This is a genomic window from Xanthomonas sp. CFBP 7698 (genome assembly GCF_003600855.1).
In the GTDB taxonomy this organism is placed as follows: domain Bacteria; phylum Pseudomonadota; class Gammaproteobacteria; order Xanthomonadales; family Xanthomonadaceae; genus Xanthomonas; species Xanthomonas cannabis.
In genome coordinates this window covers 461,320-477,661 of record NZ_PRDN01000002.1, presented here as the reverse complement: position 1 = coordinate 477,661, position 16,342 = coordinate 461,320, and the positions used below count along the sequence as shown (strand labels likewise).

The following is a 16,342-nucleotide window of genomic DNA, read 5'->3' as shown; positions in this document are numbered from 1 at the left end:
CCACAATTGCCGCGCCAGGCGGCGCGGCCTCCGTCGATCGCATCTGCGACAATACGCACCCTTTTTGCCCGCAGCTCGTCGCCACGTGGCCAGAACCCGAAACCGTTTCGACCGTACTCCCTTCCAGACCGCCATCACCGACCTGAGCCATGACGGGCGCGGCGTTGCGCGCCGTGACGGCGAGGGCGGCAAGGTCACCTTCATCAGCGGCGCCCTGCCCGGTGAGCTGGTGCGTGCCGAACCCACCGCGCGTAGCCGCCATTTCGACGAGGCCAAGACAGTGGAGGTGCTGGAAGCCTCCCCGCAGCGCGTGACCCCGCGCTGCCCGCATTTCGGTGTCTGTGCCGGCTGCGTGTTGCAGCATCTCGAGGAGTCGCAGCAGATCGTGGCCAAGCAGCGGGTGCTGATGGACAATCTTGAACGCATCGGCCACGTCAGCCCGCAGACCGTGCTGCCTGCGCTCACCGGCGACAACTGGGGCTATCGCCGCAAGGGCCGTTTCTCGGTGCGCCGGGTCGAGAAGAAAGACAAGACGCTGGTCGGCTTCCGCGAGCTCGACCCACGTTTCGTGGCCGACCTGTCGGTCTGCTACACGGTGATCCCGCAGATCGGCGACAAAATCCCGCTGCTGGCTGCGCTGGTCGAGGGCATGGATGGCAAGCGCGATATTCCGCAGATCGAATTCATCGCCGGCGACGACGCGGTGGCCCTGACCATTCGCCACATGCAGCCGCTCAGCGAGCGCGACCAACAGGCCTGGGTGGCGTTCGCGCAGGAGCACGGCTTTGCGATCTTCCTGCAGCCCGGCGGCGTGGACAGTGTGCATCCGCTGTGGCCGCAAGAGGTGCCGCTGTCGTTTCGCCTGCCGCAGTGGGATGTGGAACTGGCCTTCCGTCCGCTGGATTTCATCCAGGTCAACGCCTCGCTCAACCAGAAGATGATCGCGCACGCGCTAGCACTGCTCGATGCCAGGCCCGATGACCGTGTGCTCGATCTGTTTTGTGGGTTGGGCAACTTCACCCTGCCGCTGGCGCGCACCGTGCGCGAGGTGGTCGGGGTGGAAGGCGATGCCGGGCTGGTCGCGCGCGCCAAGGACAATGCACAGCGTAACGGCTTGCACAATGCGCAGTTCCATGCGGCAGACCTGACCCAGGACCAGCGCAGTGCGTCCTGGATGCGCCAGGGCTTCGACAAGTTGCTGCTGGACCCGCCGCGCTCCGGTGCGCTGGAAGTGCTGCAGCAATTGCCGCTGAAGAAGTTCGAACGCATCGTCTATGTCAGCTGCCACCCGGGCTCGCTGGCGCGCGACGCCGGTTATCTGGTCAACGAGCAAGGCTTCACGCTGGTGTCGGCCGGTGCGATGGACATGTTCCCGCATACCGCCCATGTGGAGAGCATCGCGGTGTTCGAACGGCGGTGATTGGGGATTGGGCATTGGGGATTCGCAACGGCGGGTCATAATGTCCTTTCGCTAGCCGCTGTACCCAATGACCAGCTCGAAGCGTTGCCGCTGGTATGGCATGGCGTTGGCAAGAGCCCCACAGGCATGCAGTGCGTTGCTGTAGCAAATCCCCAATTCCAAATCCCAAATCCCGAATCCCATGCCTCTAGAAATCGAACGCAAGTTTCTTGTCTCCGGCGATGGGTGGCGTGCTGCCGCGCATGCGGTGATCCCGATGGCGCAGGGCTACATCAACGACCAGGCGGCGTTGCGTAGCGGGGCGCAGAATGCATCGGTGCGTGTGCGTGTGCAGGGCGAGGGTGCGTTCTTGAATCTGAAGTCGCGTGAGGTGGGGCATACCCGCCAGGAGTTCGAGTACCCGATTCCACTCGCCGATGCGCGCGCGCTGCTGGACCTGTGCGTGGGCGGGCTGATCGACAAGCGCCGGCATCTGGTCGAGTACCAGGGCCATGTGTGGGAAGTGGACGAATTTCTCGGCGACAACGCCGGGCTGGTGGTGGCCGAGATCGAGCTCGCCAGCGCCGACGAAGCCTTTGCCAAGCCCGAGTGGATCGGTGCGGAAGTGACCGACGACACGCGGTACTACAATCTGGCGCTGGCATCGCATCCGTTTTCGCGCTGGGCCGGGTGATTCAGGAGCGGGGATTCGGGAGTCGGGAGTCGGGAGTCGGGAGTCGCAAGGGCAGGGTGCGGCGCCCCGCTGATCGATGCTTTCCCGGCATTGCCCTCACTCGTTTCTAATTTCCGCTGTAGCGATTGGGCTTATGCTCTGCGAATCCCCATTGCCCAATCCCAAATCCCCGCGTATGCGCATCGATATCTGGTCCGACGTAGTCTGCCCCTGGTGCTGGATCGGCAAGCGCCGGTTTGAACAGGCCGTCGCGGCGCTGGGCGCAAGGGCGCCGGTGCTGGACATCCATTACCACGCCTTCGAGCTGGATCCGGACGCTGGCGCCGAGCCGGTACCGTTGCGCGACGCGCTGGCGCGCAAGTTCGGCGGGGTCGAGCGCGTCGAGCAGATGCTGGCGCAGACCCAGGCGACCGCGCGTGCGGAGGGCCTGCCGTTCGACTTCGGGCGCGGCCAAGTGCAGGTGAGTACGCTGCGTGCGCATCGGCTGTTGTGGTTGGCCACGCACGAAGGCGATGTCGGTGCAGTGATGGAAGCGCTGTTTCATGCGCACTTTGCCGAAGGCCGCAACGTGGCGGCGACCGAGACCCTGCTGCGTGCCGGTGAGGCCGGCGGTCTTGCCGCCGCGCGCGTGCAGGCGATGCTCGACTCCGACGAAGGGACCGTCGAGGTCCAGGCGCAGCTGGCGCAGGCCCGTGCGCTGGGCATTCGCGCGGTGCCCAGTTTTGTGATCGACGGGCGCAGCCTGATCCAGGGCGCGCAGCCAGCCGAGAGCTTTGCGCAGGCCTTGTTGCAGTTGGCCGCCGAGTCGGTACCGGTCGGCGGCCCCGACGCCTGCGGGCCGGATGGCTGCCCGGTCTGATCGACCGGTTGCGCGATGCCTCTGCCAGCCACTGACCAGACAGCCGGTCCGCACCGTCCGCTCGCGATTGCGGTGATCGGCGCCGGCCTGGCCGGCCTTGCCTGCGCCGACGCCCTGCACGCTGCCGGCCATGCGGTCACGGTGTACGAGCAGGGCGACGCACCCGGCGGGCGCATGCGTGGCCACGCCGGCAACCGCTGGCAATGCGATACCGGGGCACAGTATTTCACCGCACGCGATCCGGCGTTTGCGGCGGTGGTCAACGCGTGGATGGGCGCCGGAGTTGCCGCGCGCTGGCCGGTGCGCATCGCAAGCTGGGATGGCGCAGAGCGGCGCCTGTCGCAGAGCGCGCTGACGCGTTTTGTCGGCGTGCCGGACATGGCCGCCCCGGCGCGTGCGCTTGCGGCGGACCTGGATGTGCGCATGCACGCGAAGCTGCGCACGCTGCAACGCAGCGGGCAGGGCTGGGCGGTGGATGTGCAGGACGGCGCTGCGCCGCACGGCGTCGATACGCTGCTGCTCGCGCTTCCGGCGCCCGACGCGGCGCTATGGCTAGCCGAAATTGCGCCCGCGCTGTGCGAGATTGCCTGCAGTGCGCGGATGCAGCCTGCGTGGGCGCTGGTGCTGCGCTTCGATGCACGCATCGATCCGGGCTATGACGCGTTGTTCGTCAATGCCGGGCCATTGCGTTGGGTGGCGCGCGATTCCAGCAAACCAGGGCGAGGCGGCGCGGAGACCTGGCTGCTGCACGCCACTGCCGAGTGGAGCCGGGCCCATCGTGATGCGTCGCCTGTCGAGGTCATCGCGCGCCTGTTGCCGGAATTGGCGGCGCTTGGCCTGCCGCTGCCGCACGCCTGCGATGCGTTTGGATGGACGGTCGCAAGTACCGAGCCGCCACTGCAGCTTGGCTGCGTGTGGGACGCACAGCGTGGCATCGGCATCTGCGGTGACTGGCTGGCCGGCGGCAAGGTCGAAGGCGCCTGGCAAAGCGGAACTGCGCTGGCGCAGCAGGTCTGTGCGGGTCATGCTGCCGACCGTGCCGACGCGTGAGTCGTGGCTGCGTCTGCGCAACAACGAGACACAGCGGCAGCGCGTCGCTTGCGGGGTTGGCGTAGTGCACGATGCCGCCGCGATGCAGCACGCGGGGTCATTGCGCATGGTTGAGCGCAGCGCGGGGCGATGCATGGACCGCGCGCACCGGCAGGGGCTGTGCTGATGCCTGACGCCGCGCCGGCCTCTGCCGACAGCACCACACAGGCGCCCGCACATACGCTGCGGCTGATCCTGGGCGACCAGCTCAACCCGCAGCACAGCTGGTTCGCGACCCGCGACCCCGGTGTGGTCTACGTGCTGATGGAAGTGCGCGAGGAAACCGACTACGTGCTGCATCACGCGCAGAAGATCCTGGCGATCTTCGCGGCGATGCGCGCGTTTGCGGCCGGGCTGCGGCAAGCCGGGCATCGGGTGCGCCATGTCGCGATCGACAACCCCAGTAATCGGCAGTCCATCCCTGCCAATCTCGATGCGCTGATGGCCCACTACCGCGCCGGCCAGCTGGACTACCAGGCGCCAGACGAGTGGCGGCTGGATCAAGCGCTGCGGCAATGGAGTGCAGGCCGTGCGTTTGCCACGCGCATGGTCGACAGCGAGCATTTCTTGACCGCGCGCGAGGAGGTCGCTGCATGCTTTGGTGCGGGCAGCCAGTGGCGCATGGAAGTGTTTTACCGCTACATGCGCCGCCGCCATCGCATCCTGCTCGACGCGGCCGGAGAGCCGCAGGGCGGGCGCTGGAATTTCGATCACGACAACCGCGCGCCGTGGCCGGGCGATCCGCCCGCGCCGCAGGACTGGCGTACAGCGCACGACCACCGCGCGTTGTGGCGCAGCATCGAAGCTGCCGGCGTGCGCAGTTTCGGAGCGCCCAGCGCCGAGGCATTGCCCTGGCCACTGGATCGCAACGAAGCGCTGCATCAGCTGGATGCCTTTATCGCGCAGGCGTTACCGGACTTCGGCCGCTACGAAGATGCGATGAGTACCCGCAGCCCGCGGCTGTTCCACTCGCTGCTGTCGTTCGCGCTCAACGTCAAGATGCTGCACCCGGCCGAGGTGATTGCGCGCGCCGAGGCGGCATGGCATCACGGGCAGGCACCCCTGGCATCGGTGGAAGGCTTCATCCGCCAGATCCTGGGCTGGCGCGAATACGTGCGCGGTGTGTACTGGTCGCACATGCCCGAGTACGCCCACACCAATCGCCTGGATCAGCATGCGCCGCTGCCGCACTGGTTCTGGGATGGACAGGTCGGCATGCGCTGCCTGGCCGATGCGGTCGGCAACTCGCTGGCCAATGCGCACGCGCACCACATCCAGCGGCTGATGGTGATCGGCAATTTTGCGCTGCTGGCGGGGCTGGACCCGCAAGCGCTGCATCGCTGGTATCTGGGCGTGTATATCGATGCGTTCGAATGGGTGGAGCTGCCCAATACGGTGGGCATGAGCCAGTTTGCCGATGGCGGCCTGCTCGGCAGCAAGCCCTACATCAGCGGCGCGGCCTACATCGACCGCATGAGCGATTACTGCGCCGGGTGCGGGTATCAGCGCAAGGCACGTACCGGCCCCAAGGCCTGCCCGTACAACGCGTTGTACTGGGATTTCCTTGCGCGGCAGCGCCCGCTGCTGGGCGGCAACGAGCGTCTGGCGATGCCGTACCGGCAGCTCGATGGCATGGCACCCGAAGTGCTGGAGGGCATCCAGGCCCAGGCCGCGCATTGGCGGACACACCTGGACGTGCTCTGAAGCCGTTGCGGGGGCGGGCCAGGGCGCGGTCGCCGGGCGCTCTGCACCTGCGCTCAACGCGCGTCCCGGCCAGCCTGCCGATTCAACGCCCGCCTGAATGCGCGATCTGACGCTGCAACGCGCATCTGCGACAATGCCGCGCTGCGCCCTCGTGGCGCCTGGCCCGGGAGTCCCCCAACATGCTTCTGATCGGCGTTGCCGGTAACGAACTCAGCGCACAGGAACGCGACTGGCTGCAGCACGATGCGGTTGCCGGCGTGGTGCTGTTCACGCGCAACTTCTCCTCGCGCACGCAGGTGGCCGAGTTGTCGGCGTCCATCCGCGCCGCGGCGCCGCGCCCGGTGTTGATCTGCGTGGACCAGGAGGGCGGACGCGTGCAGCGGTTTCGCGAAGGCTTCAGCGCGCTGGCGCCGTTGCAAAGCTTCGGTGCGCAGTACGCGCAGGACCCCGAGGCTGCGCTGGGCGCGGCCCGCGCGCACGCGCAGCTGATGGCCAGCGAGGTGCGTGCCAGCGGCGTGGATCTGAGCTTCGCGCCAGTGGTTGACCTTGGCCGCGGCAACCGCGCCATCGGCGATCGCGCCTTCAGCGACGACCCGCAGATCGTGGCTACCTTCACCCGTGCCTATGTGCAGGCGCTGCACGGCGCCGGCATGGCCGCCACGCTCAAGCATTTCCCCGGCCACGGCACGGTGCTGGAAGACACCCACGTCGACCACGCCAGCGACCCGCGACCGCTCGAAGTGCTGCAGGCTGAAGACCTGGTGCCGTTCGTGGCCGGGATCGAGGCCGGCGCCGACGCCGTGATGATGGCGCACGTGGTCTACCCGCAGGTCGCGCCGGAACCGGCGGGCTACTCGCCGCGCTGGATCGAGCAGATCCTGCGTGGGCAGCTGGGCTTCCGCGGCGTGGTGTTTTCCGACGACATCGGCATGGCGGCGTCGTTCACCGCCGGTGGCGTGGCCGGCCGGGTGCATGCGCATCTGGATGCCGGCTGCGACGTGGTGCTGGTCTGCCACCCGGAGCTGGTCGACGAATCGCTGCAGGCCGTGCAGGGCCGCAGCCTCAATACTGCAGCCCTGATCGGGCTGATCGGTCGTGGCGCGCTCGGCTGGGATGGCCTGCTGGCCGGCACCGATGCTTCCTTCAACACTCCTTCTGCCTCTTTCGGAACAATTGCCTGATGTCCACGCTCACCATTTCCCAGGCCCTGGCCCAAGCCGATCTGCTGGTCGACCGCCCGGCCATCGATGCCGCCGTGTCCACCATTGCCGACGCCATCGCGCGCGACTACGCCGGTGAAGTGCCGGTGTATCTCACCATCATGCACGGCGCGCTGCCGTTCTCTGGCCAGCTGGCGCTGGAACTCGGCGCACGTGGTCAGGACCTGCAGTTCGATTACCTGCATGCCACCCGCTACCGCGGCGAAACCGTTGGCGGCGAGCTGGTGTGGAAGCACCGTCCGGCCACCGCACTGTTCGGCCGCCGGGTCATCCTGGTCGACGACATCCTCGACGAGGGCTACACCCTGCAGGGCGTGCGCCAGTGGTGCCTGGAGCAGGGCGCCACCGACGTGCGCGTGGCGGTGCTGACCGTGAAGCGGCACGACCGCTGCGTGCCCGGCGTCACCGCCGACTACGTGGGAGTGGAAGTGGCAGACCGCTACGTGTTCGGTTTCGGCATGGACGTCAACGAGCAGCTGCGTGGCATTCCTGCCATCTACGCGATGAAGCAGTAATCCACGCGGCGTGGCCGGGCGTGTCGGCTGCGCTCGGGGTTCGAAGTAGCGCGCGGACGCGGCGCAGCGCCGCGTGCCGTGTCTGGGGACGCGGAGATCGCAGTCCTGCATGTTCACTATCGACACCGATAGCCTTGTCGGCGTCGTTCGTATTGGCCCGCCACTGCGCGGGCAACCTGGCGCGCGCCGCGCGCATCCACGTCCGTTCGTAGCAGAGGTCGCCCATGTCCCCCAATTCCATCGCCCTGGCCGTCATCGGCGGCACCGGTGTCTACAAGCTCGCGCAGCTCGACGACGTGCAGACGCATGAGCTCGACACCCCGTATGGCGTACCGTCCGGGCCGATCCGTGTCGGCATGTTGCTCGGCCATCGCGTGGCGTTCCTGGCCCGGCACGGCGAGGGGCATTCGTTGCCGCCGCACAAGGTCAACTACCGCGCAAACATCGCTGCGCTGCAGCAAATCGGCGCCTCGCGCGTGCTTGCGCTCAACACGGTAGGCGGAATCACTGACCAGTTCGGGCCGCGCGTGCTGGCGTGCCCCGACCAACTGATCGACTATACCTGGGGCCGCATTTCCACCTTCTGCGAAGAGCCCGGCAGCGAAGTGCAGCATGTGGATTTCGGCCACCCGTATTCGCCCATGTTTCGCAGCAAGGTGATTGCCGCCGCCAAGGTGACCGGCGTCACGCTGGTGGCCGGTGGTTGCTATGGCGCGACGCAAGGACCACGGCTGGAAACGATTGCAGAGATCGCACGCATGCGCCGCGACGGTTGCGATCTGGTCGGCATGACCGGCATGCCCGAAGCGGGGTTGGCGCGCGAAAAAGGCCTGGAATATGCGTGTCTGGCGATCGTGGCCAACTGGGCGGCCGGCTGCGGCGACGCGCAGGAGATCACCATGGCCGAAGTGTTGGCCAACGTGGATGCCGCCTCGTCCGGCCTGCCGGAGCTGATTGGCGAACTTGCACGCGGGTGATTGTCATTGGGGAATAAGCTTTGCATACTCGGCGCGTACGCACCGCCGTACACCACCCATTAATTATTGCAAAGGTCTCGCATCACCATGCCGAACGGTACCGTCAAGTGGTTCAACGACGCCAAGGGATTTGGCTTCATCTCACCGGAGGACGGCAGCGCCGATGTCTTCGCGCACTTCTCCGCGATCAATTCCAAGGGCTTCCGTAGCCTGCAGGAAGGCCAGCGCGTCAGTTATGACGTGACCCAGGGCCCCAAGGGTGCCCAGGCTTCGAACATCACGCCGGTCGAGTAATCTGTCTCGATTGTGCGGTTGAAGAACCCCGCCACGGCGGGGTTTTTTTTGCGCCGTTGTGCGTGGGCAGCAATAACGAAACAGAGCAGGGACGATGCAACGAACATTACGGATTGCGGTGGTTGGCTACGGAACGGCGGGGCAGGCGCTGGCAGTGTTGCTGGGGGCCGATGGGCATCAACTGGAGGTGTTCGAGCGCGCCGCCGCGCCCGGGCCGGTGGGCGCAGGCTTCTTGCTGCAGCCCAGTGGCCTGCAGGTGCTCTGGAACATGGGCTTGCTGCCGCAGGCGCTTGCGCATGGCGCACCGGTGCGCCGCTTGTACGGCGACACGCCCTGCGGACGCGCAGTGATGGACATGCAGTACCGTGATCTGGATGCGCGCCTGATGGGTGTGGGCATGCAGCGCGGCGCCTTGTTTACGCTGCTGCGCGAGGCCTGGCCGCAGCACGCGCAACTGCATGTGGATACGCAGATCACCGCCATCGACCACGACGGCGTGCGCGTGCAGGATCAACGCGGGCAATGGCACGGCCCTTACGATCTGATCATCGCCGCCGATGGCTCGGCCTCCACCTTGCGCGCGCAGGCGCAGGGAACCCGGCTGGATCGGGTGTATCCATGGGGCGCGCTGTGGTGTCTGTTGCCGCGCGAGGACTGGCCGTTCGTGGACGAATTGCGCCAACGCTATATCGGCGCGCGCAAGATGATCGGCCTGCTTCCGGTGGGCACGCGTCCGGGCGACGACACCCCGCGGCTGAGTTTTTTCTGGAGCCTGCCGTGCAGCGATTTCGTTGCCTGGGAACAACGCGGCATTGCCGCCTGGCGCGATGAGGTGGCGCAGATGTGGCCGGAAGCGCACGCGCGGCTTGCCACGGTGCAGGTGCATGGCGCACTGGCGCGGGCGAGCTATCGCGATGCGGTGGTGTCGCGCTGGCATCGCGGCCGCTTCGTGCTTGCCGGCGATGCGGCGCATGCGATGAGCCCGCAGCTCGGGCAGGGCGTGAACATGGCCCTGCTCGACGCGCTGGCCATGCGCGATGCATTGCGTACGGGCAGCGATCTGGACGAGGCGTTGCAGCGGTATCAACGCGAACGCCAGGCGCATGTGGCGATCTATCACCGCTGGAGCCGCTGGCTGACGCCGTTGTTCCAGTCCGAACGCGATCTCTGGGCACAGGGCCGCGATCTGCTGCTGCGCCCGATGGGACGTGTGCCGGGCGGGCGCGGGCACATGCTGCGCGTGCTCAGCGGCACCCAGCATGGCTGGTTCGGCAAGTTGGCGTTGGCACCGGAATTCGTGGAGGCCTTGTCGCAACCGGTGGCGCATGCGGCCGACGACAAGGCGGAAGTGGCCGCAGCGTCGTAGCGTCGGCCGGCGCATTCGCGGCGCTGGCTAACGCACCGGCAGTGCCATCGCATCACCCTCCACACAGGCGACCAGGCGCTCGCCTTCGGTGAGCGTCGGCACGATACCTGCGGTGAACTGCGAGAACGCCGGCAGGATGGTCACGCGCTCGCGCAACCAGAAGGCGGGCCAACGTCGCGACAGCCCCGGCAGCTTGGCCAGTGGATGCAGATGCCCGCACAGCACATGGCCGGTGGGGTGCGGCACTGGGTCGTGGCGCAGCACGAACGGGCCATCTTCGACCTGTTCGCCGGCCGCTTCGATCTGCAACCCGGCACCTGCCAGTGCGCGGTCGTGATTGCCACGGATGGCGATCACCTGCAACGCGCAGTGTTGCTCGCGCCATGCGCTCCAGCGCCGATGCCAGGCGGCGCGCGGTGCCGGGCCGTGCAGCAGGTCGCCCAGGATCCACAGCGCGTCGACCTGGCGCTGGGCGAGTAACCCATCCAGCCGCTCCAGATCGTGCGCGGTGCCGCCGGCCGGCAAGCCGATGCCCGCACGTCGGAAGACATCGGCCTTGCCCAGGTGCAGGTCGGCGATCAACAGCGCGCGCTGCGTCGGGCGGTACAAGGCACGTTCGCCGAGCAATTCCACGGTTTCGCCGGCCAGCTGTAGCTGCACGCTATCGCCCATGCTTGCGCTCCAGTTGTTCGGCAGCGCGCAACACGCGCGCCTTCCAGTCTTCGGTACTCAGCTGCCCACGCACGCGTTCGGCCCACAGCGGAAACGACAACGGGGTGAGGCTGCGCGGCTTGCACAGGCGCAATTCGCGGCGGGCGCAGTCCTCCAGCGCATGTGCCAGGCGGGCGAGTTCCAGCTGGCCTTCGAACACCTCGCGCTCGGCCTGTGCCAGCAACAGGTGATCCGGGTCGAAGCGCTGCAGCACGTCGTACAGCAAGCCGCTGGAGGCCTGCAGCTGACGCAGGCTGCGCGGCGCACGCCCAGGCAACGAGGGCGACAGCAAGCCAGCCACGCGCGCGATCTCGCGGAACTGCCGGCGTGCCAGCTCGCCCAGGTTGAGGCTGTCGCGCAGATCGTCGAACAGCGCTACCGGCGACAACAAGCTCTGTAGTACATCGGCATCGATCTCGACGTCCTGCGCCGGCGACAGCACAAAGCCATAGTCGTTGGCAGCGAAGCTGAAGGTGTTGCGCTGACGCCGGCCCCAGCGCGCCGCCAGCAACGCGGCCAGCCCTTCGTTGACCTGCCGGCCGGCGAACGGGTACACGAATACATGCCGGCCATCGCGGGCCTTGATGCTTTCCACCAGCAGATGGTCCGGCCCCGGCAGCGAAGAGAGCGAGGCCTGCAGCTGCAGTAACGGTGCCAAGGCCTGCATCTCCGGCGCATCGCCGGGGTCGGCGAATACCGCTTCCACTTCGCGCCCCAATGCCGACGACAGCGGCATGCGTCCGCCCATCCATTTGGGCACCACGCCGCTGCCGCCCTTGGCCACGCGCACGTAGGCGGTCATGTCTTCCAGCCGCACCAGTTCCAGCAGGCGGCCGGCAAACTGGAAGCGGTCGCCGCGGCGCAGACGGCCGACGAACTGTTCTTCCACCGCGCCCAGCCGCCCGCCGCGCAGGAACTGCACGCGCACGCTGCCATCGCTGGTGATGGTGCCGATGGACAGCCGATGCCGCAGCGCGACGCGCCGGTCGATCACGCGGTACACGCCGTCGTCGTCGCGCACCACCTTGTGGAAATCCGGGTAGTGCGCCAGGGCGCTGCCACCTTGCACGATGAAGTCGAGCACCGCATTCCAGGTGGGTCTTTCCAGCGCAGCGAATGCATCGGTGCCGCGCACTTCCTCGAATAACGCATCGGCCTGGAAGCCGCCGCCGAGGGCGAGGGTGACGCAGTGTTGCGCCAGCACATCCAGCGACAGGCGCGGCGGCGGCCGTGCTTCGATATGGCCGTGGGTGAGCGCGCGTCGGGCGGCGGCGTATTCCACCAGTTCCAGCGCATGCGAGGGCACGCACACCACGTGCCCGGATTCGCCGGGACGATGGCGCGCGCGTCCGGCGCGCTGCAGCAGGCGCGCAATGCCTTTGGGGCTACCGACCTGCAACACCTGATCCACCGCCGGAAAATCCACGCCCAGATCCAGGCTGGACGTTGCCACCACGCAGCGCAGGCTGCCATCGGCCAGGCCGCGCTCGGCGGCCGCGCGTAGCGATGGATCCAGCGAGCCGTGGTGCAGCGCGAGCGTGGCCAGGTCTTCGGGCCACACCGCGCTCAAGGCCTGATGCCATAACTCGGCCTGCGCACGCGTGTTGGTAAACACCAGGCTGGTGCGCTGCTGCATGATCTTTTGCAGCACGCGCGCCAGTTGTGCCAGACCAAGATGGCCCGCCCATGGGAACCGCTCGCCACTTTCCGGTAGCAGCGTTTCCAAGGTCATCGTGCGCGGTTTGACGCCCGATACCAGCGCTGCATCGGGCAGGTGCGGCAGCAGCACATCGCGCGCCTGCGGCAGATTGCCCAGCGTTGCCGACAGCCCCCAGATGCGCAGTTGCGGCGTCCATCCGCGCAAGCGCGCCAGACACAGTTGCAGCAGCACGCCGCGCTTGTTGCCGAGCAGCTCGTGCCACTCGTCGACGATCACGCAGCGCAGCGCCGACAGCTGCGGCGCGGTGTCCGGATACGACAGCAGCAAGGCCAGCGATTCGGGCGTGGTGACCAACACGTCGAGCTTGCCGCTGCGCGCCAGCCGCTTGTCGCGCGCGCTGGCATCACCGGTGCGCAGTCCCACCTGCCAGTCCAGCCCCAGCGCTTCCACCGGTTCGCGCAATGCGCGCGCGGTGTCGGCGGCCAGTGCCCGCAACGGCGTGATCCACAACACCTGCAGATTGCGTTGCTGCTGGCGCCGCGCAGGTGACGCAGGTTTGCCCTGTTTAACCGGTGACTTGCGCCCGCGCGCAGCCAATGCGTCCAGCAATGGCCCGCCGAACGCCGCCAGCGTCTTGCCGCTGCCGGTGGGCGTGTGCAGCAAGCCGGACTCGCCATCGAGATAGCGCTTCCACACATCGCGTTGAAACGGCAACGGCGCCCAGCCGCGCTGCGCGAACCAGTCGCGCCACTGCTGCAATGGCGTGCCGCGTGCCTGCTGCGCCGCCGTCACCGCGCCAGGGCCTGCAGGCTGCTCAGGTGGTCGGCCTCGGACATCGGCTTGTCCTGCCGCCAGCGCAGGATGCGCGGGAAGCGCACCGCAATACCGGATTTGTGCCGTGCGCTGCGATTCACCGCTTCAAACCCCAACTCGAACACATGATGCGCGGTGACCGCGCGCACCGGGCCGAACCGTTCGGTGGTGTTGGCACGAATCCAGCGGTCCAGCTGCAGGATTTCCTTGTCGTCCAGGCCCGAATAGGCCTTTGCGATCGGCACCAGCTGTCCCTCATGCCACAGCCCGAAGGTGTAGTCGGTATACAGCGTGCTGCGCCGGCCGTGGCCGGCTTGCGCGTACAGCAGGACGGCATCGATGGTGAGCGGGTCGATCTTCCACTTCCACCAATCGCCACGTCGGCGCCCGGCCTGATAGACGGAGTTGGCGCGCTTGAGCATCAGCCCTTCCACGCCGCGCTCGCGTGCCTCCACGCGCACCTGCGCGGCGGCCTGCCAATCGCTCACCTGCACCAGCGGCGAGGCGACGATGCGCGGGTCGGCGAGTGTGGCAAGCACGCCGTCCAGCAGTGCGCGTCGCTCCTGCAGCGGGCGCTCACGCAGGTCTTCGCCGTCCAGTTCGAGCAGGTCGTAGGCGACCACGCGCGCCGGTGCGTCGGCCAGCGTCTTGGGGCCGGGCTTGAGCCGTTGGATGCGCGTCTGCAAGGCAGTGAACGGCATCGGCAAGGGCTGCTCCGGTTTCCAGGCCAATAGCTCGCCATCGATGACGGTGCCGTCGGGCAACTGCATCGCCGCGCGTTCGATCTCCGGAAAGCGCCCGTCCAGGCGCTCTTCGCCGCGCGACCACAGCGCCGCTTCGCCGGCGCGCCGGATCAGTTGCAGCCGGATGCCGTCCCACTTCCATTCCAGCAGCCAGTCGTCGATAGGTCCCAGCGTGTCGACGGCCGCTTCGAGCGGCGAAGCAAGAAAGAACGGGTAGGGCTGCTGACGATCGCCGGGCAGTTCTTCGCTGGTCAGCAGATCGGCCAGATAGGTCGGATGCGGGCGCCAACTGCCGAGCATGCGCTGCGCGATGCGCGCGATGTCCACGCCTGACAGCTCGGCCAGCGCCTGCTGCACGAGCCGCTGCGACACGCCGACCCGCAACGCGCCGGTGAGCAGCTTGTTGAACACCAGCCGCTCGTCGAAGGCCAGGCTGCGCCAGGCCTGCACGATGCACGCCTTGCGCACGGCGACGTCCTGATTGGCGATCGGCAACAGCCGGTGTTCGATCCATTCCGCCAGCGGCAGGTCGGCCGCTTCGGTGTCCGGGTCGTCCAGCAACAGGGCCAGCGTTTCAGCCAGGTCGCCGACATGGTCGTAGCTGTCGGCCACCAGCCAGTCGGCGATGCCGGCGGTGTCGGTGATCCATTCGCGTAATTCACCGCTGCTGGCAATGCGCATGCGCGTACTGGCCACCTTGCCGCCGGCCAGCAGATACAGTGCCCAGGCCGCATCCAGCGGCGCGGCATCGCGGAAATAGGCGACCAGCGCCGCACGCTTGTCCAGCGTGCCGGTGCTGCGGTCCAGGGTGCGGTACAGCGCGGCAAAACGCTTCACGGCATTGCCTCTGCCGTGGCCTGTCTGTCGGCCGCGCGCAGTTCCAGCGCGCGTCGCGTGAATGCGGCCAGCGTGCGTGGGCGACGTTGCAGACGCGGCGGGCCCATGACCGCCGCCGGCACGCTGCGGCGCACACGAAATGCCAGTGCATGCCGGCCGAACGCAAGTGCGCCGCTCAGGCGAATGCGCACGCGCGCGCGTGTATACCGGCGTGCGGGCAAGGGGTTCATTCCTCGGCTCCGAAATCGGTGCGGAAGGCTTCGGCCGCAACGCCGCGCTCGCGCAGGTGCTGGATCAGCGCATCGGTGTTGCCGTGGGTGGCGATCACGCGGCGGGCGCCGGTGTCTTCGATGGTCCGCAGCAGGTCCGGCCAGTCGGCATGATCGGAGACCACGAAGCCGCGATCGTAATTGCGTCGCCTGCGATTGCCGCGAATGCGCATCCAGCCCGATGCGAATCCTTGTTGCGCGTGTCGGAAGCGGCGGATCCAGGAGCTGCCGGCCGCCGACGGCGGTGCCAGCACCAATTGCCCGGCATAGTCCGCGCCGCGCGCATGTTCGCTGACCGGTTGCGTGTCCAGCATCGCGATCCCGGCCTGGCGGTACACCGCTACGCCGGCCGCAATCGCGCCGTGCAGTAGTGCGGGCTGGGTGTCCCAGGCGCGCAGCTCGGCCAGTACGCGCTGCGCCTTGCCCAGTGCGTAGCAATACAGGATGGCAGCCTCGCCGCGCTCGGCACATTCGCGTCGCCAGGCCACGATATCGGCCGCCACATCGGCGGTGTCGGGCCAGCGATACACCGGCAAGCCGAACGTTGCCTCGGTGATGAAGGTGTCGCATGGCACCACTTCGAACGGCGCGCAGGTGGGATCGTGCTGGCGCTTGTAATCGCCGGAGGCCACCCAGACTTCACCATCCACTTCGATGCGCACCTGCGCCGACCCCAGCACGTGTCCGGCCGGATGCAGCGACACGCGTGCGCGTCCCAGCGTAAACGCCTCGCCATCGGCATGCGGGTGATAGACCTGTTCGCCAAGCCGCCATTGCAGGATCGGCAGGCTTTCGCGGGTGCAGTGGTATTCGCCCATGCCGCCGCGGGCGTGATCGCCGTGGCCATGGGTGATCACCGCACGCGGCACCGGGCGCCAGGGATCGATGTGGAAGTCGCCCTGCGGGCAATACAGCCCCTCGGGGCCAAGTACCACCAGATCGCCGCGTGGGTTCGTGTCGTCGTTGCCGTTGCGCATGCGGCAACTCTGGCCAAGCCGGTGTGCAGATCCTGAGAATAGGAATGGCGGCATCGGCTGGGCAACAAGACGTGGTCGCGCTGCCAACTGCAGGGCCAGCGCTGGCGCGATGTCGGTGCATGTGGCGGGTGGAGCGGGCGCGGACCAGACGCGATGCCGCGCCTGCATTGCCAACGCACAGTCGCCATGGCCGGTGCCGGCGATGGTGACGCGCT

Annotated in this window: 15 protein-coding genes; 10 read left to right on the top strand and 5 right to left on the bottom strand. The window is 67.6% G+C overall.

Annotated elements, in window-relative coordinates:
* The first annotated feature begins 85 nt into the window (after window positions 1–85).
* The 10 genes from rlmD to XnspCFBP7698_RS09900 all read left to right on the top strand — a co-directional run bounded on the left by rlmD (window position 86) and on the right by XnspCFBP7698_RS09900 (window position 10,117).
* Complete coding sequence (gene rlmD, locus XnspCFBP7698_RS09950; RefSeq protein ID WP_104581043.1) at window positions 86–1,420, top strand: 23S rRNA (uracil(1939)-C(5))-methyltransferase RlmD; 1,335 nt, start codon at window positions 86–88, stop codon at window positions 1,418–1,420.
* A gap of 181 nt (window positions 1,421–1,601) precedes the next feature.
* Window positions 1,602–2,093, top strand: a complete 492-nt coding sequence (locus XnspCFBP7698_RS09945; protein ID WP_047694324.1) for a CYTH domain-containing protein — start codon at window positions 1,602–1,604, stop codon at window positions 2,091–2,093.
* Window positions 2,094–2,268: 175 nt separating this feature from the next.
* Window positions 2,269–2,952, top strand: coding sequence for a DsbA family oxidoreductase (locus XnspCFBP7698_RS09940; protein WP_123137393.1), 684 nt, complete (start codon window positions 2,269–2,271; stop codon window positions 2,950–2,952).
* 15 nt (window positions 2,953–2,967) lie between these two features.
* The gene (locus XnspCFBP7698_RS09935) at window positions 2,968–4,002 is read left to right on the top strand and encodes an FAD-dependent oxidoreductase (RefSeq protein WP_104581045.1); all 1,035 of its coding nucleotides are present in this window, start codon (window positions 2,968–2,970) and stop codon (window positions 4,000–4,002) included.
* A 165-nt stretch (window positions 4,003–4,167) separates the two neighbouring features.
* The gene (locus XnspCFBP7698_RS09925; RefSeq protein WP_104581068.1) at window positions 4,168–5,745 is read left to right on the top strand and encodes a cryptochrome/photolyase family protein; all 1,578 of its coding nucleotides are present in this window, start codon (window positions 4,168–4,170) and stop codon (window positions 5,743–5,745) included.
* Window positions 5,746–5,924: 179 nt separating this feature from the next.
* Window positions 5,925–6,926, top strand: coding sequence for a beta-N-acetylhexosaminidase (nagZ, locus tag XnspCFBP7698_RS09920; RefSeq protein ID WP_104581047.1), 1,002 nt, complete (start codon window positions 5,925–5,927; stop codon window positions 6,924–6,926).
* Window positions 6,926–7,480 carry a hypoxanthine-guanine phosphoribosyltransferase gene (locus tag XnspCFBP7698_RS09915; protein WP_039406636.1) on the top strand — a complete coding sequence of 185 codons (555 nt, stop codon included), beginning with the start codon at window positions 6,926–6,928 and terminating at the stop codon, window positions 7,478–7,480. Before nagZ ends, XnspCFBP7698_RS09915 begins: the two co-directional genes overlap by 1 nt.
* Before the next feature lie 224 nt (window positions 7,481–7,704).
* Window positions 7,705–8,457, top strand: a complete 753-nt coding sequence (locus XnspCFBP7698_RS09910; RefSeq protein WP_104581048.1) for an S-methyl-5'-thioinosine phosphorylase — start codon at window positions 7,705–7,707, stop codon at window positions 8,455–8,457.
* Between the two features lie 87 nt (window positions 8,458–8,544).
* Complete coding sequence (locus tag XnspCFBP7698_RS09905) at window positions 8,545–8,751, top strand: cold-shock protein (RefSeq protein WP_003488188.1); 207 nt, start codon at window positions 8,545–8,547, stop codon at window positions 8,749–8,751.
* A 94-nt stretch (window positions 8,752–8,845) separates the two neighbouring features.
* On the top strand, window positions 8,846–10,117 hold the full coding sequence (locus XnspCFBP7698_RS09900; protein WP_104581049.1) for an NAD(P)/FAD-dependent oxidoreductase: 1,272 nt from the start codon (window positions 8,846–8,848) through the stop codon (window positions 10,115–10,117).
* 27 nt (window positions 10,118–10,144) lie between these two features.
* Here the strand turns inward: XnspCFBP7698_RS09900 and pdeM are convergent, their stop codons facing one another.
* The 5 genes from pdeM to XnspCFBP7698_RS09875 are packed head-to-tail and all read right to left on the bottom strand — an operon-like array spanning window position 10,145 to window position 16,127.
* The gene (pdeM, locus tag XnspCFBP7698_RS09895; protein ID WP_104581050.1) at window positions 10,145–10,789 is read right to left on the bottom strand and encodes a ligase-associated DNA damage response endonuclease PdeM; all 645 of its coding nucleotides are present in this window, start codon (window positions 10,787–10,789) and stop codon (window positions 10,145–10,147) included.
* The gene (locus XnspCFBP7698_RS09890; protein ID WP_104581051.1) at window positions 10,779–13,280 is read right to left on the bottom strand and encodes a ligase-associated DNA damage response DEXH box helicase; all 2,502 of its coding nucleotides are present in this window, start codon (window positions 13,278–13,280) and stop codon (window positions 10,779–10,781) included. The genes pdeM and XnspCFBP7698_RS09890 overlap by 11 nt, the downstream gene beginning before the upstream one ends.
* Window positions 13,277–14,881, bottom strand: coding sequence for an ATP-dependent DNA ligase (locus XnspCFBP7698_RS09885; protein WP_104581052.1), 1,605 nt, complete (start codon window positions 14,879–14,881; stop codon window positions 13,277–13,279). The genes XnspCFBP7698_RS09890 and XnspCFBP7698_RS09885 overlap by 4 nt, the downstream gene beginning before the upstream one ends.
* Window positions 14,878–15,111, bottom strand: coding sequence for a hypothetical protein (locus tag XnspCFBP7698_RS09880; protein WP_104581053.1), 234 nt, complete (start codon window positions 15,109–15,111; stop codon window positions 14,878–14,880). Before XnspCFBP7698_RS09880 ends, XnspCFBP7698_RS09885 begins: the two co-directional genes overlap by 4 nt.
* A complete protein-coding gene (locus XnspCFBP7698_RS09875) occupies window positions 15,108–16,127 on the bottom strand; it encodes a ligase-associated DNA damage response exonuclease (protein WP_047694345.1) in 1,020 nt (339 codons plus the stop codon). Before XnspCFBP7698_RS09875 ends, XnspCFBP7698_RS09880 begins: the two co-directional genes overlap by 4 nt.
* Window positions 16,128–16,342: the final 215 nt, after the last annotated feature.